Raw genomic sequence first — 24,721 nt, forward strand, 5'->3', positions numbered from 1 at the left:
AAAACCTAAAAACAACTAAAAAAAATTACAATGGCACACAATATTAAACCAGGAGTAGCTACAGGAGATCAGGTACAAGAGATTTTTAATTATGCAAAAGAAAAAGGATTTGCCCTTCCAGCAGTAAATGTTACAGGGTCAAGCACAATTAATGGAGTTCTTGAAACTGCAGCGAAACTTAATGCGCCAGTTATCATTCAATTTTCAAACGGAGGAGCACAATTTAACGCAGGAAAAGGATTGTCTAACGCAGGTGAAAAATCAGCAATTGCTGGTGGAATCGCAGGAGCAAAACATATTCACACTTTGGCAGAAGCTTACGGAGCAACTGTAATCTTACACACTGACCACTGTGCAAAAAAATTATTACCTTGGATTGATGGTTTGTTAGATGCATCTGAAAAACACTTTGCTGAAACAGGAAAACCATTATTCAGTTCACATATGATCGATTTGTCTGAGGAGCCAATCGAAGAAAATATTGAGATCTGTAAAGAGTACTTGGCAAGAATGAGTAAAATGGGTATGACATTAGAAATCGAGCTAGGTATTACAGGTGGTGAAGAAGATGGTGTTGACAACTCTGATGTTGACAGTTCAAAATTATACACACAACCAGAAGAAGTAGCTTACGCTTACGAAGAATTATCTAAAATAAGCCCTAAATTTACAATTGCAGCTGCTTTTGGTAACGTTCACGGTGTTTACAAACCAGGGAACGTAAAATTAACTCCAAAAATCTTAAAAAATTCTCAGGATTTCGTTCAAAACAAATTCAACACTGGACATAATCCAGTAGATTTCGTTTTCCACGGAGGTTCAGGTTCTACACTTGAAGAAATTAGAGAAGGAATTAGCTACGGAGTTATCAAAATGAACATTGATACAGATTTACAATTTGCATATACAGAAGGAATTCGTGATTATATGGTTAAAAATATTGACTATTTAAAATCTCAAATCGGTAACCCGGAAGGTGCTGATGTTCCTAACAAAAAATATTATGACCCAAGAAGATGGGTACGTGAAAGCGAAGTGACATTCAACGCAAGACTTGAGCAAGCTTTTGCTGATTTAAATAATGTAAATACTCTATAAAGTATTCAGTGTTCAGTTTTTAGTGTTCAGTTTTACTCAACGCTAAAAACTGAACACTAAAAATTGATTACTGAACACTGAACACTAGAACAAATGGCTTGGTTTAAAAGACAGGAAAAAGGGATTACGACCGCTACAGAAGATAAAATGGACGTTCCGAAAGGATTGTGGTACAAATCTCCTACTGGAAAAATTATTGATGCTGACGAATTAGCCAGAAACTTATTTGTTAGCCCGGAAGATGATTTTCACGTTAGAATTGGAAGCGCAACCTATTTTGAAATTTTATTCGACAACAACGAATTTGTTGAGTTAGATAAAAACATGACATCAAAAGATCCTTTGCATTTTGTGGATACAAAAAAATATGCTGAGAGATTGAAAGATGTAATGGAAAAAACTCATCTTAAAGACGCTGTACGTACGGGAGTTGGAAAATCTAAAGGAAGAGAACTTGTAATTTGCTGTATGGATTTTGCCTTTATTGGTGGATCTATGGGAGCTGTTGTAGGTGAAAAAATTGCGAGAGGTATTGATCACGCGATCAAAAACAAATTACCTTTTGTAATGATTTCAAAATCTGGTGGAGCTCGTATGATGGAAGCGGCTTATTCTTTAATGCAATTAGCAAAAACTTCTGTAAAACTAGCTCAATTAGCTGAAGCCAAATTACCTTACATTTCACTTTGTACAGATCCAACAACAGGAGGAACAACTGCATCTTACGCAATGTTAGGAGATATCAACATCTCTGAGCCTGGTGCTTTGATTGGTTTTGCTGGTCCGCGTGTTGTTCGTGATACTACAGGAAAAGATTTACCAGAAGGTTTTCAAACTGCTGAGTTCTTATTAGAGCACGGTTTCCTAGACTTTATTACGCCTAGAAAAGAATTAAAAGATAAGATTAACTTATATATTGATTTGATTCAAAATAATACTATTAGATAGTTTTTAAACTTTTAAAACATAAAATCCCATTCGCTTTGGCTGATGGGATTTTTTTTATTAAATCTCATATATTTCGCTACTACGTAACTTTTGAACACCGTTTCATTTTCCCAACGGAATAAATTCCGTTGCTACCAATGTCTCGTTCCTACGGAACTTTTTTGACTTATTTTAAATTACCCTGCTTTTTTCAAATCCTTTTTCAATTCTTTATCAGCGATTTTAAAAGCTAGTTTCTCACGCCATATTGCATAACGCTCTCTAAAAACTATTTTTATAGCGCTATCAACTGCCCCATGCATAAATAAACTCCAAACGCTTTCCATTTTTCGGGTTATTGATTGATCCCAGGCGCGAAGACTCAAGGAAAAAGAACCATCTATATAACGCATCCAATGCCACATTCCAGTTGGCATGAATAAAGTGTCACCATGTTCCAGAAAAACTTCATAACCTTCGACACCTTTTAGTGCAGGAAATTTTTCAAAATCAGGATTGGCAACATCATAATCTTCTAAGGCATAAGTTGTATTTGGAACACAATAAAGTCTTTTCTTCCATTTATAATCAAACAATATAATATGTTTTCTTCCTCCAAAATGAGTATGAAAAAGATGTGGTAAATCAATGTCATAATGCAAAAAAGTAAATGCACTTGAACCTCCAAAAAACATAGCAGGCATACTTTCTATAAAACCTCCCATTAATTCCTTAGGAACTTTTACGTCATCCACCAATTCGGGTCTGTGTTTGAAAAGATTGAAGAAAAAAATACGCAATTGTGTTGGCTCTCTTTTTATTAAATCAAGATACTCGCCAAATTTCATAGTAGCGATAGAAGCATTGATTATTTTAGTAGGATCTGCTTTAGAATTGTCAACTAGCTTTACCTCTATATCTCCTGCAATTTGTTTAAAATAATCCGTTGTCCATTTTTCTCTTGCAGGCCAATCTTTTGTTAATCCTTTTATAATTAAAGGTTTCTTTTTATCTAAATAGTTCTTTTTGAAATCTTCTCTAGAAATAGACTCAACAGTATCAACAGGTTTTAAGTTAAAGCTCATTTATTTATTGATTTAAATCGCTACCTACCAAGTAAGTATCTAATTATCTATTCCTTTAAAAAAATCACAACTAATAACACAAAAAGAAAACATACTACATCCCTGTTCGAATCGCCTCTACCGGATCCAAATTGGCTGCAGAAATTGCCGGAAGAATTCCGGATATTAATCCTATAATAGCTGCTAACGTAGTTCCTAAGATTATATTTCCAAAACTTAAAACAAATTCGAAATCAAGCACTTTTGTTAAAATCAATGCAATTCCCCAAACCATAATAAGTCCAATTATTCCTCCGATAACAGAAAGAATTATTGCTTCAAACAAAAATTGAAATAATATAAAACGATTTTTAGCTCCGAGTGATTTTTGGATTCCAATTAAATTCGTTCGTTCTTTTACTGAAACGAACATAATATTAGCAATTCCGAAACCTCCTACTAAAAGAGAAAATCCGCTTATAATCCATCCCACAACATTCATCTGACCTAAAATTCCGTCTATAAAATCTGTAAATCCTGAAAGTACATTAACAAAGAAATTATCGATTTCACCCGCTTTCATTCCGCGAATAGCTCTTAATTTCTGTGCTACTTCAGCTTTATAAGCATCCATATCAATTCCTTTTACAGGCTTTAAAACAATTACAGGTGTCATAGCATCACTATCACCATACATTCTTCGTAAAAAATTAGCCGGAAAATAAACTGATGTATCATTACTATCTCCAAAAAAACCAGCACCCTGTTTTGTCATAACGCCAATAACAGTAAAACGTTGTCCATACAAACGAATACTTTTTCCGATTGGATCATCAGATCCAAAAAGTCCATTTGCAATTTCATATCCTAAAACTATTACTGGTGATCCGGAATTAGATTCAGATTCGGTATAAAATCTTCCCTTATCAAAAGTTAATCCATCAATATCAACCATTTCATAAGAAGAAGGAACCATATTTACATCGGCAACAGTTTTTGAATCATATTTTAAACTTTCTCTATTTACAAAGAGCTGATAACCTACCTGATCTGTATTATTAAGAGAGTTTTTTAAAGCGATATATTCATCATATTTAACATTTGGAAATTGTTCTCTTTTCCATTGTGGAATTTCAGAAGGTCCAAAGCAAAATTTCATTAAATAAATTGTATTTTTATCTAAGCTGCTTAAGTCTTTCGAAATTTTACGATCAAGAGAATCAACAGCAGCCAAAACAGCAATAATCGAAAAAATACCAATTGTAACTCCTAACAACGACAATAATGTACGCAATTTGTTATTTCGCAAAGCATTTATGGCAAAGCTCAGACTTTCCTTTAATAATCTTAAATAAAGTAGCATATTTTCGTATTTTTCAATAAAGTAAAATTCAATAAATTAAAATCAAAAACCTAATAAAAGTTAACTTACTCATCAGTAGTTTTTTTTAAGATAATGTTACATTAATTTTCTTTAAAATAATATTTAAAAAAACTACTTTTGCAGTCTGAAAATCATAACTACACAATGAGCACAACTAAAACAATACAATCAGCATTAATATCTGTTTTTTCGAAAGATGGACTAGAGCCAATCGTTAGAAAATTACATGAACAAAATGTAACACTTTATTCAACTGGAGGAACAGAAGATTTCATAAAAAATCTTGGAATTCCTGTAGTTCCTGTAGAAGATATAACTTCATTTCCTGAAATTCTTGGAGGAAGAGTAAAAACCTTACATCCGAAAATTTTTGGTGGAATTTTAAATCGTCAGGATAATGAAAGCGATGTTCAGCAAATGAAAGAATTTGATATTCCGCAGATTGATTTAGTCATTGTTGATTTATATCCTTTTGAAAAAACAGTTGCTTCTGGTGCAAGTGAACAAGATATTATTGAAAAAATTGATATTGGTGGAATTTCATTGATTCGTGCCGGTGCAAAAAACTTCAAAGACACCGTAATTGTAGCTTCAGTAAATGAATACAGCTTGCTTTTAGATTTAATTACAGAGCAAAATGGCGCAACAACATTAGAAAACAGAAGGTTACTTGCTACAAAAGCATTCCACGTTTCTTCTCACTATGATGGTGCTATCTTCAATTATTTCAACACAGATGAAACCATTTATAAAGAAAGCATTGCAGATGGACAAGTATTAAGATATGGCGAAAACCCACACCAAAAAGGATTTTTCTTTGGAGATTTTGATGCAATGTTCAAAAAAGTTCACGGAAAAGAATTATCTTACAACAACTTATTAGATGTTGATGCTGCGGTAAATTTAATTAACGAATTTAAAACTGACGGACCAACATTTGCTATTTTAAAACACAATAACGCGTGCGGTTTAGCTTCAAGAAAAACAATTAGCGAAGCTTATTTAGCAGCTTTGGCTTGTGATCCTACTTCTGCTTTTGGTGGAGTTTTGATTGCAAATACTAAAATAGACTTAGCTACAGCACAAGAAATCAACAAATTATTCTGTGAAGTTGTAATTGCGCCAAGTTATGATGATGATGCAATTGCTGTTTTGCAAGAAAAGAAAAATAGAATTATATTAGTTCAGAATGAAGTTGAATTGCCTTCAAGACAAGTAAGAACATGTCTTAATGGTTTGTTAATTCAGGATAGAAATAATATTACAGATACTAAAGAGCATTTAAAAACCGTTACCATTACAGAGCCAACTGTACAAGAGATAGAAGATTTAATTTTTGCTTCTAAAATTTGTAAAAACACAAAATCAAATACAATCGTATTTGCTAAAAACGGAACTTTAATTTCATCAGGAACTGGTCAGACATCAAGAGTTGATGCTTTGATGCAGGCAGTTGATAAAGCAAAAGCTTTCGGATTTGATTTAACAGGAGCTTCAATGGCAAGTGATGCATTTTTTCCTTTTCCGGATTGTGTAGAACTAGCTAAAAAAGCAGGAATTACAGCTGTAATTCAACCAGGAGGATCGATAAAAGATGAATTAAGCATCAATTATTGCAATGAAAATAATCTTGCAATGGTATTTACAGGAACACGTCATTTTAAACATTAATTTGTTTAACTTTGTTCGATAATTATTTATAACATTTTAAACCCCTAAAAAACTTATGGGATTTTTTGATTTCATGACCGAGGATATTGCGATAGACCTTGGTACCGCAAACACTTTAATCATTCATAATGATAAAGTTGTTATTGATAGTCCGTCAATCGTTGCACGTGACAGAATATCAGGCAAAATCATTGCCGTTGGTAAAGAAGCCAACATGATGCAAGGTAAAACGCATGAAAACATCAAGACCATAAGGCCTTTGAAGGATGGTGTAATTGCCGATTTTGATGCTTCAGAAAAAATGATCAATATGTTCATTAAGAGTATTCCAGCATTGAAAAAAAGAATGTTTACTCCAGCTTTGCGTATGGTAGTATGTATTCCTTCTGGAATTACTGAGGTTGAGATGAGAGCTGTAAAAGAGTCTTGTGAAAGAGTAAACGGGAAAGAAGTTTATTTAATTCATGAGCCAATGGCAGCAGCAATTGGTATTGGTATCGATATCATGCAACCAAAAGGAAATATGATTGTTGATATTGGAGGTGGTACAACTGAAATTGCTGTAATTGCATTAGGCGGAATTGTATGTGATAAATCTGTAAAAATTGCAGGTGACGTTTTCACAAATGATATCGTTTATTATATGCGTACACAACACAACCTTTTTGTTGGAGAAAGTACTGCTGAAAAAATTAAAATTCAAATTGGAGCTGCTATCGAAGATTTAGATGGTCCTCCTGAAGATATGTCAGTTCAGGGTAGAGATTTACTTACTGGTAAACCAAAGCAAGTAGATGTATCATATCGCGAAATTGCAAAAGCATTAGACAAATCAATTCAGCGTATAGAAGATGCTGTAATGGAGACTTTATCGCAAACCCCTCCTGAATTAGCTGCCGATATCTACAATACAGGTATTTACTTAGCTGGTGGTGGATCTATGTTGAGAGGTCTTGACAAACGTATTTCATTAAAAACAGACTTACCTGTTTACATTGCCGAGGATCCTTTAAGAGCAGTTGTTCGCGGAACCGGAATGGCATTGAAAAACATTGCAAAATTTAAAAGCATCTTAATTAAATAAGATTCAAATAATAACCAATAATTTTTTTATTAGAGTCAAATAATCAAATTTGACTCTAATAAATTTGGAAACCAAAAAGCATATCCTGAAACAAAATAACCAAACAAGAAATGCAGCAAATTTTTAATTTTATTATAAGAAACAGTAATCGATTGCTGTTTTTGCTGCTTTTAGGTATTTCGTTGGCTCTCTCAATTCAATCGCATTCCTATCATAGAAGCAAAGTAATCAGCTCAGCTAATTTTTTAAGCGGAGGTGTTTATGAAAAAATCAATCATGTTAATGAATATTTGAATTTAAGAACTGAAAACGACGAACTTGTACTTGAAAACGCAAGATTAAAAAGTCTATTGTTCAATAAAGAGGACACTACAAAATTACCAATGCCAGACAGCATAAAAGGAGTAAAACCTGCTGACATTATTGTTTCAAAAGTAATTCACAACTCTTATAACAGACATGAAAACTATATTACATTAAATTCCGGAGCAAATGACGGAATTAAATCAGATATGGGAGTAATCAATAGTTTGGGAATTATTGGAGTTGTAGACAATACATCACCAAGATATTCAACAGTGGTTAGTATTTTGAATATGAAATCGCAAATCAATGCGAAAATCAAAAAATCAAATCACTTTGGTTCATTAACCTGGGATGGAAAAAGCACTGGATTTGTTCAATTAGAAGATGTTCCGAGGCTGGCTTCGATCAAAAAAGGAGATACTATTGTAACCGGAGGCCAATCTGTTATTTTTCCTGAAGGTATCAATATTGGAACCGTTGATAAAATATACATCAAAAACAAAACAAGTTACTACGTTATAAACGTTAAGCTATTTAACGACATGACAAACCTTGGACATGTTTACATCATTAAGAGTAAAGACAGAGACGAACTTATTAATTTAGAAAAAAAGGAAAAAGATGAATAGCGCATTGTTAGTCAATATTTTTCGATTTATTATGTTACTGGCAATTCAGATTGTTATTTTTAATAATATGAATTTTTTAGGATATATAAGTCCTTTTCCGTACATTCTATACATTATACTTTATCCTGTAAATAGTAACAGGTCAGGCTTAATAATTTCAAGTTTTTTACTTGGTCTTACAATGGATATGTTTTGTAATTCGGGGGGAATTCATGCAACTGCATGTGTTATTTTAGCATATTACAGACCTTATATTTTTAAATTTTCATTTGGACTAAGTTACGAATATCAAACGATAAAACTAAATGAGTCTTTAACACCTGAACGTTTTTCGTTTATTCTAGTCTCTGTTTTATTGCATCACATTATATTATTTACTCTCGAAGCTTTTCAGTTTAAATTTATTTGGGATATTTTACTCCGAACTCTGTTTAGCACCATATTTACAATAATTATTTCAATCATAATCATATATCTTATTAAGCCCAATAAACGATGAGAAAAGTTTTGCTGCCCTCTTTAATTATTATCGCAGCATCTTTGCTGGTGATCAGGGTATTTTATTTGCAAATTATTGATGATTCATTTAAATTAAAATCAGAAAATAACGCAATAAAAAAACAGTATGACTATCCTGAAAGAGGTTATATTTATGACAGAAATGGCAAATTATTAGTTGCTAATCAGGCTTCTTATGATATTATGGTTATTCCACGCGACATTAAAGAAGATCTTAATGTTGATGAATTTTGTACCTTATTAAATATCACAAAAGAAGATTACGAAAAAAGAATTGCCAAAGCAAGAGTATATAGCCCTAGATTACCTTCTGTCTTTTTATCGCAATTAAACAAAAGTGAATTTGCTGCTTTTCAGGAGAAAATCAGAAAGTTCGAAGGATTTTATTTCCAGAAAAGATCCCTTCGTGATTATGAAGTCGATTATGGAGCTAACATTTTCGGATTCATTACTCAGGTAAACGAAAGATTGATTGCCAAAAACCCTTATTATAATAGCGGGGATTTAATTGGAAAACAAGGTGTTGAAGAAAGTTATGAAGAAATTTTACGCGGAATAAAAGGTGTAAAATACATTCAGAAAGATAAATACAACAGAGAAATTGGTTCTTATAAAGAAGGAAAATACGATACCATTGCAGTTGCTGGAGAAGACATTAATTTAACTATTGATGCTGAACTTCAAAAGTATGGCGAAGAATTAATGATTAATAAAAGAGGTGGAATAGTTGCCATTGAGCCTAAAAGCGGTGAAATCTTAGCATTGGTTACAGCTCCATCTTATGATCCGGGAATTTTGGTTGGAAGACAAAGATCTAAAAACTACACACTTTTGTATCACGATTCGATTGCAAAACCTCTATACGACAGAGGGCTTTTAGCAGAATATCCTCCGGGATCACCTTTTAAAATCTTAACAGGATTGGTTGCGCTTCAGGAAGGCGTTATTGATGAGCACACCACTTTTATGTGTCACCACGGTTTTAGTTACGGAAGAGGGCGTTTTATGAAATGTCACGGTTTTGGACCACACCAATTAAATAATGGGATTTATAATTCTTGTAACACCTATTTTGCTCAGTCTTACATGTTAACTATTAACAAATATAACAATCCGGCAAAAGCAGTAGATGTTTGGAGCGATCACGTAAAGAGTTTTGGTTTAGGTCAATTTATGGGATATGATTTACCAACCGGTAAAAAAGGAAACATTCCAACTTCTAAAACGTATAAAAAAATATATCCGAATGGAGGATGGAGAAGCACAACAATTGTATCGAATGCTATTGGTCAGGGAGAGGTTTTAATGACGCCTATTCAGCTTGCCAATATGATGGCGACAGTTGCCAATCAAGGTTATTATTACACGCCTCATATCATTAAAAAAATTGAAGGCAAAAAGATCGATGCCAAATTTACTACCAAACACGAAACTACTATTGACAAAAAGTATTTTCCACCGGTTATAGCAGGTTTATTTGATGTATATAATAAAGGAACAGCTTATGCTCTTAAAGTAGAAGGAATTGATATTTGTGGAAAAACTGGTACCGCTGAGAACTTCGCAAAAATTGATGGCGTAAGAACAAAATTAAAAGACCACTCTATTTTTGTGGCTTTTGCTCCAAAAGATAATCCAAAAATTGCTATTGCCATTATGATTGAAAATGGAGGTTTTGGTGCAACTGTTGCTGGTCCGATTGCCAGTTTAATGATTGAAAAATATCTTAGGAAGAAGATCACCAGAACTGATTTAGAAACAAGAGTTTTAAACAAAAGTTTAGCTGTTGAATATGCAAAATTAGGAGGAATGAATGAAGCGAGCGCTATTGAATCAACGCCAAAAGACTCCGTTTTAAAAGCTAAAATTATCGCTCCAAAAGCAGTAAATCCAAAGAGCGAAATTAAAAAAACAACCGTAGACACTACAGAAAACTAACAAAGATTATTTCAAATGAAAAATCAAAGTGTAAAAAATAACATTGACTGGATAAGTGTTTTTATCTATACTGCGTTAGTAACATTAGGGTGGCTGAATATTTATTCTTCATCATTGCTGTCGACAGAAGGAACTTATCAAAAACAACTAATTTTTATTGGTTGTACTATACCTTTAATATTTGTTGTCCTTTTTGTTGATGGAAAGTTTTACGAAAAATACGCTAGTATTATTTTTGGAGTTTCGTTATTATCATTAGCGGGATTATTTGTTTTTGGAAAAACTATAGCCGGCCAAAGATGCTGGTACGCTATAGGAAGCTTTACATTACAACCTTCAGAGTTTGCAAAAGCTGCAACTTCATTGGCATTAGCCAAATATTTAAGTGACACTCAAATAAATCTAAAAGACGTAAACAGGCAAATTCAGGCTTTAGCAATTGTTTTTTTACCTGTATTGTTAATTTTACCTCAACCCGATCCGGGAAGTGCCCTTATCTATAGTATTTTTATTATTGTATTATATAGAGAAGGTTTGCCATCATGGTATGTCTGGACAGGTTTTATCACCATTTTATTATTTGTCCTGACACTTGTATTAGAGCCTTATGTAGTTATACTAATCGCTTTAGGTGTATTAATGATTATTCATTTTAAAGGAAGAGTCGTAGACAGAAATATAATTTTAAGCGGTATATTACTAGTTGGTATTTCAGCTTTTGTTCTATCTGTAGATTATGTTTTTGATAACGTTTTTAAACAACACCATAGAGACCGTTTTAATATTTTATTAGGTAAAACAGTCGATATGAAAGGTATCGGATACAACACCAATCAGTCAGAAATTGCAATTGGGTCAGGAGGCTGGCTTGGCAAAGGTTTTCTGGAAGGAACTCAAACTAAAGGCGGATTTGTACCTGAACAACATACGGATTACATTTTTACAACAGTTGGTGAAGAATGGGGATTTGTTGGTTCACTTGTAGTGATTGCACTTTTCGTTGGTCTGTTTTTACGTGTAATTTATTTGGCCGAAAGACAGAAAACAAAATTCAGCAGAGTTTATGGTTATTGTGTTGCAGCTATTTTATTCACACACTTTTTTGTAAACATTGCAATGGTTATCGGAATTTTTCCAACAATTGGAGTACCACTACCCTTCTTTTCTTATGGAGGTTCCGGACTCTGGGGATTCACTATATTACTGTTTATCTTCTTAAAAATGGATGCCAACAAAGTAAATGAATGGTAGTTCTCAATAATTCAATATTTAAAATCCAATAAAATGAATTTAGAATACTTTTGAATTATTACCACTACAAAAGAACTTCGGTTCTCTATAGACATAAAAAAAGGCCGAAGTTTAAAACTTCGGCCTTTTTTTATTTATTATATTTTTTCACTTGTTGTTCTCTTTTTAATAAGCTTTAAGAAAACCGGGAATGTCGATAATATTATGATTCCAATTACTATGACTTCAATATGTTCTTTTAAATCGATGCCATGTTCAAGGAAAACCCCGTATAAATAATGTCCTGAAAAGATCAATACAAAAGACCATAAAAATGAACTTAATATATTATAGAACATAAATTTCTTTTTATCCATTGAAACTATTCCTGCAATAATTGGCGCGAAAGTTCTAAAAATTGGAAGAAAACGAGCGTAGATAATTGCCTTTCCTCCGTACTTTTCAAAAAAGTCTTTTGATTGCAATAAATACTTTTTCTTGAACCAAAAAGTATCTTCTTTTTTAAACAGATAATAACCACTCTTAGCACCAAACCAATATCCGGTCATGTTTCCAAAAACACCCATTATTCCAACTAAAGTTGAAAGTAAAAAAACATTGATAAAATCACTTGGAATATAAACAACATTTTGAATTAAATCGCGGCTATAAATCCCTGATAAAAAAAGCAAACTGTCTCCGGGAAGAAAAAAACCTGCGAAAAGTCCTGTTTCAGCAAAAACGATAAACAGCACTATGTATAAACCAATTTGAAAACCTCCGATACTTAAAGTTATATAAAATTCAGGGTTGACTAATTGAGTCCAATCAAAATTATTCATAAAATGAGTTTGGTTACATTTATAAGTTTGTGAAAGTAAGAATAATTTAGTTTAACCACAATAAATTACGGCATTTTAAAGATAAATTAACGATAAGGAAAGCCAAGCATTGGCTTGGCTTTCTAAAAAATATTAATCCCTTTCGTACTTACAACATGTGTGCAAATTATCATAATCTGTCTGAGTTGCTTTTACTTCTTTCGTATCGTGACCTACTTTAGCAATTGCTTTATTTAAATCCTCCGGCGAACTCTTTTCTTCATTCAAAATAACCGTCAATTGATGCGAACTAATATCCCAACTGGCAGTTTTTACGCCCGGAACACTAAAAGCCGCTTTTTCGATACGCTTTTTACATTGCTCGCAGTTACCATTAACTTCAGTAGTATATTTTAAATTCTTGTTCTTTTTAGTTTGAGCCTGAGCTGAAAATCCTAAAAAAGTAATCATTGCAATTAAAATTAAATTCTTCATTGTGTTAATTATTTAGTGTTATAATTGATATTGTATTTTTATTTTATTTTAAAACGTAATCCTGCATAATACATTTGTCCAAAAATTGGAGCGTAAGCTACTGAAGCATCAAAGTTTGGTCCAAATGGATCTTCTGCACCTAAAATTGCTTTTTCCTGTTTATAATTTCCAATATTTTCTCCACCAATGTAAACTTCAAAAACTGGCGAAAAAACTCTTGTAATCTGAATATTCATAACCGCGTACGAAGGCGAAAATTCAGGAAATTGATCTTCAACAGGATTCGATGCAGTATAAGGCAATTGTTGTTCTCCTGACCAATTAAAAGTATAATCGAACTTCCATTGTTTAGTATCATTCACTGGAGTTTCATATTCTAAATTTCCTAAAAAACGATGTTTGGCCTGCAACGGGCGCTGAAAAGTTCCTCTTAAATAATCTGTTTGGATATCATAATACTTGTAAGCCGTTCTCAAATTCAGATTGTGAATTAACTCATAATTAAACTCCAATTGAAAACTATTCGCAAATGAACTTCCTTTTAAATTATAAAACAAAACATCTTGTGGACTTTGCATCAAATCGACAACAGCCTGATTTTGAAAATTGGTTCTGTAAAAATCAAAACCAGCTTCGGCATTTTTATTGAAAAGCTTAAATTTCTGTGAAAAGCTTACTCCATAATTCCATGCGATTTCAGGATTCAAACCATAAATTTTTCCACTATTATCTAATATTGAAAACGTTCTGGAACTTGCAAATAATTGTTGATTCTCGGCAAAAATGTTAGCCGAACGCTTTCCTCTTCCGGCAGAAAAACGAATTACACCATTTTCCCAGGGATTATATCTCATGTGCAAACGAGGCGTTACAAAAAAACCTAATCGGTTATGATTGTCCACTCTTCCACCTAATATCAAACTGAAATTATCGGTATTATCATAAGTGTATTCAAAGAATGCTCCAACTGAATTATCAATTCGGCTGTAATCTGTTACGTTCACTAATTCCTGATATTGATCATAGGTAAAATTTAAACCTGTTGTAAATTTATGCTTCGTATTATTTATAATCGAGTTAAAAATTAAATTCGAATAAAAACTATTCTGCTTAATATCATACAGATTCAAACCAAAATAAGAATTTTGATTATGACTGTTAAAAGCGTTTTGAAAACCAATACTCTGATAAGGCATATCTTTAAAAACATAACCAATTTTAGTCGACACATCAAAACGTTCGGTATTGATTTCTGAACCCCAATGATTAGTTGTTCCACGATCTCTGTCTTTATCAAAATCAACTTCGCCGATTTGTTTTTTATCATTCATATATCTGAAATTAATAAAACTCACTAAACCACTTTCGGGATTATAGTATTGATATCGGTTTAAAACATTGATTTGTTTTCCTAACGGATTATCCAGAAATCCATCATTATTCATATCGTTTTTGGCAACGCGGGTGTTTCCGTGAACGAACAAGCTTGTAGCCCATTTATCAGATATTTTTTTGTTGAAATGTGTATTCAGTTCAAAACGAGCATCTGTAGATCCGTAAGCATTTAGGAAAAACGGAATATCACTAAGAGGCTTTAAAAGTTCGGTATTTATTTGCCCCGAAATACTTTCATAACCATTAATAACACTTCCAGCTCCTTTTGTAATCTGAACACTTTCAATCCAGGTTCCGGGTGTAAAAGATAAACCATAAGCCTGAGAAGCTCCACGAACTGATGGAATATTTTCTTCCGTAATCATTAAATACGGACTTGTTAGACCTAACATTTTTATTTGTTTTGTTCCTGTCAAAGCATCAGAAAAATTAACATCAATGGATGGATTTGTCTCGAAACTTTCGGCCAGGTTACAACAAGCGGCTTTTAGTAACTCTTTACTTGTAATTACGGTTGTATTGGAAGTAAGGGTATAAGATTTTTTTATTCCTTTTTGCTTTTTAGTCACTTTTACTTCCTGTAAATCTTCTTGTGAAAAAACAGATACTGAAAGCAAAATCAGACCAAACAGCATGATATTTTTTTGCATAAAAAAATGATTTTAATATTAATTAGAAAACTGTTTTCAAGGTTTATCTTCAAATGGAAAAACTAAAAACAGGGCACTTCAAGCCACAAAAAGACTTGATTCTAAATATTAAAATCAGGAGTAAAAAATATACTGGCTATATAATTTGAATAAAGGGGGCGCATTCGCATCAGCATAATACGAAATGATTTGATTGCTTTTAAAATTCGGAACAGATAAAAAAGCAATTGGCTGGTATTCCTGAATTAGTGCTGGAAAAGCAATTTGAAAAAAGAATATCTTAAAAGTAGCATTATCCGATTTCTTTTCGATGTGTACTACTTTATCTTTACAACAAGATGATTTTTTTTCAGTCGATCCGCAACAACTTTTTTCAGGTGCAGCTGCAGCCGAAGTATTTAAGGAAACAGAAGCAATTTCTCCTCCACAATAATGCACATCAAAAGCAAACCCAATGTTGGAAACCAACAATAGAAACGCTAAAAATAATCCTGTGCACTTTTTTAAATTCATACTGCAAAACTATTTAAAAAACCGCAGAAAAGATTTAATGAAATGTTATTTTTTAGAATTTAGTTGCTGATAATAAAATGCCGGAATGAAGAGCAACACAAATATGGGTTGAATAATAAAGCGGCGAACATAAAAAAGCAACCAGTTTCCGTCAGGGAAATAATTAAGAATCACAAAAAATAATACCAAAAGTATCACTAAAAAAAACACATAAAGAAAAATGCTAAATTTTAAAATTTCTTTGCCCTGAAACAGTGTATGAATAAGTATTACCGACAAAATAGTGTTTAAAAAATATCTAAGCAGAAGTCCATAAAAAAGTTTGAAAATATCAACTTGGGGAAATGCCAAACTTTTGAAATCCGACTGGAAATAATCTAGAAATGGATCATAAAATAATTGATTCTCAAAGGTTCTAATCAATCCAAAACACATCACAATGAATATAGTGATTAGAATTTTAATCTTATGTTTTGCTATTTTACTTAGCATATTTTGAAAATTTATTAATCCAAAATACCCATAAGATAAAAACCAATCCATAAATAATTAAGGGAAATAAAACTCCATGTAAAACATGTTCATTTTCTGGAAAATGAAATAATAAAACAGTCAAAATTGCAATCCGAATTACATTTAAAATGTAAATCAAAACACTTCCTGTCAATATAAACAATAAAGTCGTTTTAAATTTTCCGGAAAAAGCAATTATAAAAGATACAAACAAAATAATGACACTTATTGCATTGCAACCTTCTATAATTCTAATCGTATAATTTTTATTAAACCAAACTTCAAAATAAGGATTCAATACACTTTTCTTAATAACGACATCACAATTAAATAGCTGCATTATTTGCTCTACATTATGACTCACAATAGTAGTTATTCCGTCGACAGCATTGACAGCAAAACTGTTCAAATAAAGCTTATAAAGCAAAGTCAGCACAATATAAGCTGAAAAAAAAGTGCCTATAAAAATCAGAAAAGGTTTAAATTGTACTAAATATTTTTTCAAGAGAATTTTTTTTCAAATTTATGTATTTTTTGAGATTAGCTTTAAATACTTTTGTATAAAATTTTTATATCATGACATTTCAAGAATTACAACCAAAAATAAGCGCTATAGTTGCTGATAACAATATAGTTAGAGACGAAAAATTATTGGCAATTTGTCAATTATTGAACGAAAATGTAGAATACTACAACTGGGTTGGCTTTTATTTTGCCAATCATGAAAATAAAACCTTACATCTTGGTCCTTATGTAGGTGCTGAAACAGATCATACCGTAATTCCTTTTGGAAAAGGTATTTGTGGACAAGTTGCAGAAAGTAACGCCAATTTTGTTGTTCCAGACGTTGCTGCTCAGGACAATTATATTGCTTGTAGCTTTACTGTAAAATCAGAAATTGTGGTTCCGTTATTTGTTGATGGAGTAAACATTGGCCAGATTGATATTGATAGTCATGTTATTGATCCGTTTACTGAAGCTGACGAAAGATTTTTGGAGTTTGTAAATCAGGAAGTTGCCAAACTTTTTTAAGAATCAAATATTCATTATTTATTTCATTAAATCATTTTATGAAAAAATACTATTTCACTATCTTATTACTTTTAATTCCAATTTTATTTTTCGCTCAAAACGCAATGGATAAAACTATTTACTATGATTCTATTTGGAAAGAAACTTCAAAAAGTAATTATAAGTTTTACAGAATAGTTAAGGATTATTACAAACAAAAAGATTCTTATAAAATTTTTGACTATTATAAATCTGGTGTTCTACAAATGGAAGGAACATCCAAAACAAATGACGGAAATAGCAAAGAAGGTGAATATATTTACTATTATGAAAATGGAAATAAAAAAACGGTCGAAAATTATTTTAAATCGAGACTAGAAGGAAAGTCTTTTGAATGGTATGAAAACGGAAACCCTAAATTAGAAGGCAAATATGTACAATCAGAAAAAACATTTAATTCTGATTTTATTATGTACCAATATTGGAATTCTAAAAATGAACATCTGGTAATTGATGGCAACGGAAATTTTGAAGAAAATGAGGGCAATAGAATTATAAAGGGAAAAGTAAAAAACGGCTTTAAAGATGGTGTGTGGACAGGAATCGACAACAAAACAAAATATCAATATACAGATCTTTATAAAAAGGGAGATTTTATTTCTGGTAAAAGCAAAGATTCATTAGGAGTTGAACATGAATATAATGTTTTAGAATTGCGCGCAATGCCCAAAAAAGGAATAGAGGACTTTTATAATTACGTTGGTAAAAATTTCACAAAAACCAGAGAAGCCATTCAAAATGGAATAGTGGGAAAAATATTTGTAACCTTTGTCATTGATAAGGATGGTAAAATTGTTGAACCAAAAGTAATAAAATCTTTAGGTTATGGCCTTGACGAAGAAGCGGTAAGAGTTATTACAGGTTATGAAAATTGGATTCCGGGCCAACAAAGAGGCGTTAACGTTCGCGTACTCTACTCCATCCCTATAACAGTTAAATTATAAATTTGAATTTTACTGTATTTAAAAACAGTCGAAAAAAGAAGAATCGCAGTTTTGAGGTCTTTTTTTCAGATTCTTTTATTTTTGTTTGATTCTTTTGTTTTTTTAAACTAATTTTGCACCCGTCTTACAAAAGTTGTAAAGACATACATAAAAATCATTAAAATAATATTGGAATGTATTTAACTAAGGAAAAGAAAGAAGAGATTTTCGCTCAACACGGTGCTGCAACAAACACTGGAAGCGCAGAAGGTCAGATTGCATTGTTCACTTACAGAATTTCACACTTAACTGAGCACTTGAAAAAAAATCGTCACGATTACAACACTGAGCGTTCACTTGTACTACTAGTAGGTAAAAGAAGAGCTTTGTTGGATTACTTGAAAAAGAAAGAGATCAACAGATATCGTGAGATTATCAAAGTATTGAATATCAGAAAATAATCAATATAGAAAAGAGGTGCGAGAGTGCCTCTTTTTGTTTTTACATTACAAGCATTTTAAGAAAAAAAGTTTGGTTTTTCATTGGGTTTTAGAAACAACAACTACACACACAACAACTACAACACAACTAAAACCCATTGTATAACCAATAAGGAAAAATTATGATTCCACAATTATTTGTAGAAAAAATCGATTTAGGTGATGGCAGAAGCATCACAATCGAGACAGGACGTTTAGCCAAACAAGCTGATGGTTCTGTAGTAGTAAGAATGGGCGATACCATGATACTTGCAACAGCAGTTTCAGCTCGCACATCAAACCCAGCCGTTGACTTTTTACCATTAACGGTAGATTACCGCGAAAAATTCGCAGCAGCAGGTCGTTTCCCTGGAGGTTTCTTTAAAAGAGAAGCTCGTCCTAGTGATAGCGAAGTATTAACAATGAGATTAGTTGACCGTGTTTTACGTCCGCTTTTCCCAGACGATTACCATGCTGAAACTCAAGTTATGATTCAATTAATGTCTCATGACGAAGAAGTTATGCCAGACGCTTTAGCTGGTTTAGCTGCATCTGCAGCATTAGCAGTTTCAGATATCCCTTTTTATAACTTAATTTCAGAAGTTCGTGTTGCACGTATCGACGGAAAATTTGTTATCAACCCAAGCCGAGTAGACTTAGAAAAATCTGATATCGATATGATGATTGGTGCTTCTATGGATTCTGTTGCAATGGTTGAAGGAGAGATGAAAGAAATTTCAGAAGCCGAAATGGTTGAAGCAATTAAATTTGCTCACGAAGCAATTAAAGTTCAAATTCAGGCGCAATTGCGTTTACAAGCTGCTTTTGGTAAAAAAGAAATTCGTACTTACGAAGGTGAGAAAGAAAACGAAGAAATCTATAAAAAAGTAAAAGCTGCTGCATACGATAAAATTTATGCTATTGCAAAAGTTGGATCGGCTAAACATGAAAGAAGTGCTGCATTTGCCGAAGTAAAAGAAGAAGTTAAAGCTTTATTTACTGAAGAAGAATTAGCTGCTGATGGAGATTTAGTTTCTAAATATTTCTACAAAACAAACAAAGAAGCTGTTCGTAATGTAGTATTAGAATTAGGCGTTCGTTTAGACGGTAGAAAAACTACAGATATCAGACCAATCTGGTGTGAAACTGATTATTTACCAAGAGTTCACGGTTCATCTTTATTTACTCGTGGAGAAACTCAAGCTTTGGCAACAGTAACTTTAGGAACTTCAAGAGAAGCGAATCAAATTGATTCTCCATCTGAACAAGGTGAAGAGAAATTCTACTTACACTATAACTTCCCTCCTTTCTCAACTGGTGAAGCAAAACCTCTAAGAGGAACTTCAAGAAGAGAAGTTGGTCACGGTAACTTAGCTCAAAGAGCATTAAAAAATATGATTCCTGCTGATTGTCCTTACACAATTCGTATTGTTTCTGAAGTTTTAGAATCTAATGGTTCTTCTTCTATGGCAACAGTTTGTGCTGGAACAATGGCTTTGATGGATGCTGGAGTTCAAATGGTAAAACCAGTTTCTGGAATTGCTATGGGATTGATTACTGACGGTGAGAAATTTGCTGTATTGTCTGATATTTTAGGTGATGAGGATCACTTAGGAGATATGGACTTTAAAGTAACCGGAACTGCTGACGGTATTACAGCTTGTCAAATGGACATTAAAATTGATGGTTTACGTTATGACATCATGGAGCAAGCTTTAGGGCAAGCACGTGAAGGACGTTTACACATTTTAGGAAAATTAACTGAGACAATTGCTGCACCAAGAGCTGATGTAAAAGCGCATGCACCAAAAATCATTACCAGAACTATTCCTGGAAACTTTATTGGAGCATTAATTGGACCTGGTGGAAAAGTAATTCAGGAATTGCAAAAAGCTACAGGAACAACTATTGTTATCAACGAAGTTGATGAGCAAGGTGTTATCGAAATCTTAGGTACAGATCCTGCTGGAATTGAAGCAGTATTGGCTAAAATTAAGTCAATCACTTTTAAACCACAAATGGGAGAAGCTTACGAAGTTAAAGTAATTAAAATGTTAGATTTTGGAGCTGTAGTAGAATATACTGCTGCACCAGGAAATGAAGTTTTATTACACGTTTCTGAATTAGCTTGGGAACGCACTGAAAACGTTACTGATGTTGTAAACATGGGTGATGTATTTGAAGTGAAATACTTAGGTGTTGATCCTAAAACTAAAAAAGAAAAAGTGTCAAGAAAAGCACTTTTACAAAGACCTCCACGTGAGGAGAAAAAAGAGTAATCAGATCTTAGTTTACTAAAGGTTTATTCATAGAAAACCCCAATTCATTTATTTGATTGGGGTTTTTCGTTTTAAACATAGATATTATATTACAATTTAACACTTAAAGAAGAAATTTGTAACATTTTTTTGATACTTTTGAAATTACCAAAACAAATCATCAAAATCATACAATCCTTTGAAAAATCATCAAAAAAGATCAATTTTCCTCATTTTATTTGGATTATTCTTAAATATTTACACTACACACAGTCAGACAAATAACGATAACACTTCTTTCAATAATTGGTTTGATAATACAATTGGCAAAGAAAATCTAGCAATATATAATGGTTCTCGCCATGTAAATTACTACAGAACGCTGGATAATAGCCACAGTTATTATGTTTCTGGAAAATTTACCACTGGTTCTCTTAAATATGAAGATCAGGATTATTATAATGTCGAACTTAAATACGACGTGAATAATGATGTTTTGGTTTGTAAACCAATTGGTGAATATGATTATATGGGAATAAATGTCATTAAAGAAAAAACGGCCCGTTTTACTATTTACGACAAACAATTTGTTAATATAAATTACAACAACCTTTCGTGTCCTTCCTATATGACGGGTTATTATCAGGAAATTATCTTTTCCAAAAACAACATCCTTTACATTAAACATCATAAAAGCAGGACAAAAGTAATTGACACCAAAACTATTTCTGATGGCGTTAACCAAAATAGTACTGATGAGTTTAAAGAGAAAAACGAATTTATTCTAAAATACAAAGACGTCTATTATAGAATAAGTTCAAAAAGTGATGTAATCAAAATTTTTCCCGAGTTTAAAAGCAAAATAAAAAACTATTACAGCAAGAATGATCGATTAGAGGAATCAGATAATAAAGTTTTTATTGAAAATTTAATAAAAGAAATAAACACTATTTCCAATAATGTATCCAATTAAAAATGAGAAAAATTATACTAGCCCTATTTTTATTAGCTTTTCATGCATTATCTTTTAGTCAGGAAAAAACAAAAAAAATATCCATTGAATTTAATAATACCGATTTAAAATCCGCTTTAGAGGAGATTGAAAAAACGACCGATTATAAATTTTACTTTGATCAGAATTGGTTAAAAAATGAAACAATTATCATCAATAAAAAATACGACGACGCCTCTATTGAAGATATATTAACCAGTCTTTTTGAAAAAACCAATCTAAATTATTTTATATCTGATAAAGAAATAATCCTGACAAAAAACAGTATTATTTACGATCTATTACCAGATGATTATTTTGAGCCTTCAAAATCGGTTCCGGCTACCAAAACTGAAGTTATAGCTTTGGCTAAACCTGTCTTTCAGCAACAATATGATACATTAAAATACAATAAGATTAATTCAGGAATCACCTATATTGGTAAGGAAAAAAAAGGTGGAGAATCAAAATTCTATACCCTTTCAGGATTTATAAAAAATAAAAAAACAGGAAAAACAGTTTCCAATGTAAGTATTAAAGTACGTGGTCAGAACATAAGTACAGTTACTGATAATGATGGACATTATACGATTGAAGTACCATTTGGACTTAATTACCTTGAAGTTGAATCAATCAATCATAAAAAAGATGTAGAGACCTTAATGGTTTATGATAATGGCAAATTAGACCTTGATCTTTATGAAAACATAAACGAATTAGACGAGGTTATTATCAAAAAGAATGCAGACAAAAATGTAAAAAATGTTATTGCCGGGGTTTCCAGCATTGATGTTGAAGGAATAAAAAATATTCCGCTTGTTCTGGGTGAAAGAGATATTTTTAGAGTTGCCACAACCTTACCGGGAATTAAAACTACTGGTGAAGGATCAGCAGGATTTAATGTCAGAGGAGGAAAAGACGATCAAAATTTAATTCTTTTAGACAATGCTGTTTTATACAATACGTCTCACTTTTTAGGCTTTTTCTCTGCTGTAAATCCTTATACCACCAGCAAAGTAGATATATATAAAGGTAGTATTCCTGCGAGATTTGGAGGAAGATTGTCTTCTGTTTTTGATATTGCTTCTAAAAATGGTAATCCTGAAAAATTTTCAGGCGAAGGCGGTATCGGATCTGTAACAAGCAATCTTTCTATAGGAACACCGATTGTTAAAAACAAATCAAGTTTATTGGTTGGTGTAAGAACTACTTATTCTGAGTGGATTCTGAAGAGTCTTGATGATGAAAACTTAAAAAATAGCCAGGCAGCCTTTTTTGATGGAATTATAAAATACAACCACAAAATAAACACCAATAACAATATTGAATCGACACTATATTATAGTAAAGACCGTTTTAGCATTTCTTCAGATTCAGTCTATAAATATAGTAACGCATTGGTTTCTTTAAAATGGAATCATGCCTTTAGCAGTAAAAGCAAAGCCGACTTGATATTTACCAATAGTAATTATAAATTTAATATTGACTATAACAACGGAACTCCAAATTCTTTTGATTATGGATACAAATTAAATGAAACCCAATTTATAGCAAATGCTAATTATACGCTAAACAGCAAACATAGTTTCAATTATGGTATTTCGAGTAAACTTTACAATGTCGATCCGGGTTATCTACATCCAAAAGATCCTAAATCAACTATAATTCCGACAAACATAGAAGACGAAAAAGCATTGGAATCGGCCCTTTATTTTTCAGACAACTATACGCTTAGTGAAAAAATCTTAATTAGTTTGGGATTGCGTTATTCTTCCTATTCTGCATTAGGTGAATCAACGCAAAGAATCTACGAAGAAAATGCTCCGGTCAACGATAATACCGTTATTGGAACACAACATTATAAAAAAAATGAAGTCATTAAAACGTATGGCGGTTTCGAACCAAGAATAGCAGCACGCTACTTGTTTACTGATGATTTCTCTGTAAAGGCAAGTTATGATAAAACCTATCAATACATTCATTTACTAACAAATAATACTACGCAATCACCAACAGATTCGTGGAAATTATCTGATTTAAATATTGCTCCGCAAGAAGCACAGCAATATTCTTTGGGATTTTATAAAAATCTTGACAATGATAATGTAGAATTAAGTTTAGAAGGCTATTATAAAAAATCTAATAATTTGTTGGACTATAAAGTCGGATCTGAATTGTTGTTGAATGAAAATACTGAAACTCAGCTTTTACAAGGTGAAGGAAAAGCATACGGAATTGAATTATTACTAAAAAAGAATGCCGGAAAACTTAATGGCTGGTTAGGCTATACTTACGCACGAACTTTTATTAGAGTAAACACCGAATTTATTGATGAGAAAGTTAACAACGGACATTATTTTCCAACAAACTTTGACAAACCGCACGAAGTAAGTGCTGTATTAAATTATAAATTCACTAAGAGATATAGTTTATCTGGTAATTTCATATACCAATCAGGAAGACCAATTACCTATCCTATTGGAAGTTATGTTTATAATGGCATGGAATATACACTATATAGTGATCGAAACAAATTTAGAATTCCTGATTATTATCGACTAGATCTTGGTTTTAATATTGAAGGCAATCATAAAATAAAAAAATTATCACATAGTTTTTGGAATATCTCTGTCTATAATGTCTTAGGAAGAAACAATCCTTACTCGATCTTTTTTATTACAACAGATGGTCAGATAAAAGCGTATAAAACGTCTATATTTTCTGTGCCGATTCCGACCATAACGTATAATGTCAAATTTTAA

At 32.2% G+C, this 24,721-nt stretch carries 22 protein-coding genes; 14 read left to right on the forward strand and 8 right to left on the reverse strand.

Translation table 11 applies throughout. The features are described from left to right. Positions 1 to 30: 30 nt before the first annotated feature. The gene (fbaA, locus tag AC1RRN_RS11635; protein WP_492967458.1) at positions 31 to 1,098 is read left to right on the forward strand and encodes a class II fructose-bisphosphate aldolase; all 1,068 of its coding nucleotides are present in this window, start codon (positions 31 to 33) and stop codon (positions 1,096 to 1,098) included. A 93-nt stretch (positions 1,099 to 1,191) separates the two neighbouring features. Beyond that, positions 1,192 to 2,046 (forward strand): acetyl-CoA carboxylase, carboxyltransferase subunit beta, encoded by an 855-nt coding sequence (gene accD / locus AC1RRN_RS11640; RefSeq protein ID WP_026983883.1) that lies wholly within the window; start codon positions 1,192 to 1,194, stop codon positions 2,044 to 2,046. 176 nt (positions 2,047 to 2,222) lie between these two features. Here the strand turns inward: accD and AC1RRN_RS11645 are convergent, their stop codons facing one another. Both AC1RRN_RS11645 and AC1RRN_RS11650 read right to left on the reverse strand, forming a co-directional pair. Next, entirely contained in the window at positions 2,223 to 3,110 is an 888-nt protein-coding gene (locus AC1RRN_RS11645) for a cupin-like domain-containing protein (protein WP_492967459.1), read from the reverse strand. A gap of 94 nt (positions 3,111 to 3,204) precedes the next feature. Further along, positions 3,205 to 4,452 (reverse strand): ABC transporter permease, encoded by a 1,248-nt coding sequence (locus AC1RRN_RS11650; RefSeq protein WP_492967460.1) that lies wholly within the window; start codon positions 4,450 to 4,452, stop codon positions 3,205 to 3,207. 165 nt (positions 4,453 to 4,617) lie between these two features. Here AC1RRN_RS11650 and purH point away from each other — a divergent pair, with 165 nt between their 5' ends. The 6 genes from purH to rodA all read left to right on the forward strand — a co-directional run bounded on the left by purH (position 4,618) and on the right by rodA (position 11,871). Continuing rightward, positions 4,618 to 6,144: a bifunctional phosphoribosylaminoimidazolecarboxamide formyltransferase/IMP cyclohydrolase gene (purH, locus tag AC1RRN_RS11655; RefSeq protein ID WP_492967461.1), complete on the forward strand. Its 1,527-nt coding sequence runs from the start codon at positions 4,618 to 4,620 to the stop codon at positions 6,142 to 6,144. Between the two features lie 55 nt (positions 6,145 to 6,199). After that, entirely contained in the window at positions 6,200 to 7,228 is a 1,029-nt protein-coding gene (locus tag AC1RRN_RS11660; protein WP_026983887.1) for a rod shape-determining protein, read from the forward strand. Between the two features lie 110 nt (positions 7,229 to 7,338). Next, complete coding sequence (gene mreC, locus AC1RRN_RS11665; protein WP_492967462.1) at positions 7,339 to 8,163, forward strand: rod shape-determining protein MreC; 825 nt, start codon at positions 7,339 to 7,341, stop codon at positions 8,161 to 8,163. Then, the gene (locus AC1RRN_RS11670; protein WP_026983889.1) at positions 8,156 to 8,662 is read left to right on the forward strand and encodes a hypothetical protein; all 507 of its coding nucleotides are present in this window, start codon (positions 8,156 to 8,158) and stop codon (positions 8,660 to 8,662) included. Before mreC ends, AC1RRN_RS11670 begins: the two co-directional genes overlap by 8 nt. Then, a complete protein-coding gene (gene mrdA / locus AC1RRN_RS11675) occupies positions 8,659 to 10,620 on the forward strand; it encodes a penicillin-binding protein 2 (protein WP_492967463.1) in 1,962 nt (653 codons plus the stop codon). The genes AC1RRN_RS11670 and mrdA overlap by 4 nt, the downstream gene beginning before the upstream one ends. Positions 10,621 to 10,635: 15 nt before the next feature. Next, positions 10,636 to 11,871, forward strand: a complete 1,236-nt coding sequence (gene rodA / locus AC1RRN_RS11680; RefSeq protein ID WP_492967464.1) for a rod shape-determining protein RodA — start codon at positions 10,636 to 10,638, stop codon at positions 11,869 to 11,871. Between the two features lie 137 nt (positions 11,872 to 12,008). On the opposite strand, the gene AC1RRN_RS11685 is transcribed toward rodA, so the two are convergent. From AC1RRN_RS11685 to xrtF, 6 genes are all read right to left on the reverse strand, one after another. Next, positions 12,009 to 12,692 (reverse strand): DedA family protein, encoded by a 684-nt coding sequence (locus AC1RRN_RS11685; protein WP_492967465.1) that lies wholly within the window; start codon positions 12,690 to 12,692, stop codon positions 12,009 to 12,011. Positions 12,693 to 12,824: 132 nt separating this feature from the next. Further along, positions 12,825 to 13,166 (reverse strand): heavy-metal-associated domain-containing protein, encoded by a 342-nt coding sequence (locus tag AC1RRN_RS11690; RefSeq protein WP_072970377.1) that lies wholly within the window; start codon positions 13,164 to 13,166, stop codon positions 12,825 to 12,827. Between the two features lie 38 nt (positions 13,167 to 13,204). After that, positions 13,205 to 15,211 (reverse strand): TonB-dependent receptor plug domain-containing protein, encoded by a 2,007-nt coding sequence (locus tag AC1RRN_RS11695; protein ID WP_492967466.1) that lies wholly within the window; start codon positions 15,209 to 15,211, stop codon positions 13,205 to 13,207. 114 nt (positions 15,212 to 15,325) lie between these two features. Beyond that, entirely contained in the window at positions 15,326 to 15,724 is a 399-nt protein-coding gene (locus AC1RRN_RS11700) for an HYC_CC_PP family protein (RefSeq protein ID WP_492967467.1), read from the reverse strand. A gap of 45 nt (positions 15,725 to 15,769) precedes the next feature. Further along, positions 15,770 to 16,216 (reverse strand): exosortase F system-associated membrane protein, encoded by a 447-nt coding sequence (locus tag AC1RRN_RS11705; protein ID WP_492967468.1) that lies wholly within the window; start codon positions 16,214 to 16,216, stop codon positions 15,770 to 15,772. After that, on the reverse strand, positions 16,206 to 16,742 hold the full coding sequence (xrtF, locus tag AC1RRN_RS11710) for an exosortase family protein XrtF (protein ID WP_492967469.1): 537 nt from the start codon (positions 16,740 to 16,742) through the stop codon (positions 16,206 to 16,208). Before xrtF ends, AC1RRN_RS11705 begins: the two co-directional genes overlap by 11 nt. 71 nt (positions 16,743 to 16,813) lie before the next feature. On the opposite strand from xrtF, the gene AC1RRN_RS11715 reads away from it, so the two are divergent. The 6 genes from AC1RRN_RS11715 to AC1RRN_RS11740 all read left to right on the forward strand — a co-directional run bounded on the left by AC1RRN_RS11715 (position 16,814) and on the right by AC1RRN_RS11740 (position 24,721). After that, entirely contained in the window at positions 16,814 to 17,269 is a 456-nt protein-coding gene (locus AC1RRN_RS11715; RefSeq protein ID WP_492967470.1) for a GAF domain-containing protein, read from the forward strand. Positions 17,270 to 17,307: 38 nt separating this feature from the next. Continuing rightward, positions 17,308 to 18,252: a TonB family protein gene (locus AC1RRN_RS11720; protein ID WP_492967471.1), complete on the forward strand. Its 945-nt coding sequence runs from the start codon at positions 17,308 to 17,310 to the stop codon at positions 18,250 to 18,252. Positions 18,253 to 18,425: 173 nt separating this feature from the next. After that, positions 18,426 to 18,692, forward strand: a complete 267-nt coding sequence (rpsO, locus tag AC1RRN_RS11725) for a 30S ribosomal protein S15 (protein ID WP_026983900.1) — start codon at positions 18,426 to 18,428, stop codon at positions 18,690 to 18,692. A gap of 161 nt (positions 18,693 to 18,853) precedes the next feature. Then, complete coding sequence (locus AC1RRN_RS11730) at positions 18,854 to 20,989, forward strand: polyribonucleotide nucleotidyltransferase (RefSeq protein WP_492967472.1); 2,136 nt, start codon at positions 18,854 to 18,856, stop codon at positions 20,987 to 20,989. Between the two features lie 178 nt (positions 20,990 to 21,167). Next, on the forward strand, positions 21,168 to 21,941 hold the full coding sequence (locus AC1RRN_RS11735; protein WP_492967473.1) for a hypothetical protein: 774 nt from the start codon (positions 21,168 to 21,170) through the stop codon (positions 21,939 to 21,941). A 2-nt stretch (positions 21,942 to 21,943) separates the two neighbouring features. Beyond that, positions 21,944 to 24,721, forward strand: coding sequence for a TonB-dependent receptor domain-containing protein (locus AC1RRN_RS11740; protein ID WP_492967474.1), 2,778 nt, complete (start codon positions 21,944 to 21,946; stop codon positions 24,719 to 24,721).

This window comes from Flavobacterium sp. GW821-FHT11G01 (assembly GCF_058808175.1).

Bases quoted from the DNA above. Each gene is read 5' to 3' on its own strand.
- rpsO (WP_026983900.1), top strand. From the start codon at position 18,426: ATGTATTTAACTAAGGAAAAGAAAGAAGAGATTTTCGCTCAACACGGT.
- AC1RRN_RS11730 (WP_492967472.1), top strand. From the start codon at position 18,854: ATGATTCCACAATTATTTGTAGAAAAAATCGATTTAGGTGATGGCAGA.
- purH (WP_492967461.1), top strand. From the start codon at position 4,618: ATGAGCACAACTAAAACAATACAATCAGCATTAATATCTGTTTTTTCG.
- AC1RRN_RS11740 (WP_492967474.1), top strand. From the start codon at position 21,944: ATGAGAAAAATTATACTAGCCCTATTTTTATTAGCTTTTCATGCATTA.
- AC1RRN_RS11705 (WP_492967468.1), bottom strand. From the start codon at position 16,216: ATGCTAAGTAAAATAGCAAAACATAAGATTAAAATTCTAATCACTATA.
- accD (WP_026983883.1), top strand. From the start codon at position 1,192: ATGGCTTGGTTTAAAAGACAGGAAAAAGGGATTACGACCGCTACAGAA.
- AC1RRN_RS11645 (WP_492967459.1), bottom strand. From the start codon at position 3,110: ATGAGCTTTAACTTAAAACCTGTTGATACTGTTGAGTCTATTTCTAGA.
- AC1RRN_RS11685 (WP_492967465.1), bottom strand. From the start codon at position 12,692: ATGAATAATTTTGATTGGACTCAATTAGTCAACCCTGAATTTTATATA.
- AC1RRN_RS11670 (WP_026983889.1), top strand. From the start codon at position 8,156: ATGAATAGCGCATTGTTAGTCAATATTTTTCGATTTATTATGTTACTG.
- AC1RRN_RS11690 (WP_072970377.1), bottom strand. From the start codon at position 13,166: ATGAAGAATTTAATTTTAATTGCAATGATTACTTTTTTAGGATTTTCA.
- AC1RRN_RS11660 (WP_026983887.1), top strand. From the start codon at position 6,200: ATGGGATTTTTTGATTTCATGACCGAGGATATTGCGATAGACCTTGGT.
- rodA (WP_492967464.1), top strand. From the start codon at position 10,636: ATGAAAAATCAAAGTGTAAAAAATAACATTGACTGGATAAGTGTTTTT.
- AC1RRN_RS11650 (WP_492967460.1), bottom strand. From the start codon at position 4,452: ATGCTACTTTATTTAAGATTATTAAAGGAAAGTCTGAGCTTTGCCATA.
- mreC (WP_492967462.1), top strand. From the start codon at position 7,339: ATGCAGCAAATTTTTAATTTTATTATAAGAAACAGTAATCGATTGCTG.
- mrdA (WP_492967463.1), top strand. From the start codon at position 8,659: ATGAGAAAAGTTTTGCTGCCCTCTTTAATTATTATCGCAGCATCTTTG.
- AC1RRN_RS11700 (WP_492967467.1), bottom strand. From the start codon at position 15,724: ATGAATTTAAAAAAGTGCACAGGATTATTTTTAGCGTTTCTATTGTTG.
- AC1RRN_RS11720 (WP_492967471.1), top strand. From the start codon at position 17,308: ATGAAAAAATACTATTTCACTATCTTATTACTTTTAATTCCAATTTTA.
- AC1RRN_RS11715 (WP_492967470.1), top strand. From the start codon at position 16,814: ATGACATTTCAAGAATTACAACCAAAAATAAGCGCTATAGTTGCTGAT.
- AC1RRN_RS11695 (WP_492967466.1), bottom strand. From the start codon at position 15,211: ATGCAAAAAAATATCATGCTGTTTGGTCTGATTTTGCTTTCAGTATCT.
- fbaA (WP_492967458.1), top strand. From the start codon at position 31: ATGGCACACAATATTAAACCAGGAGTAGCTACAGGAGATCAGGTACAA.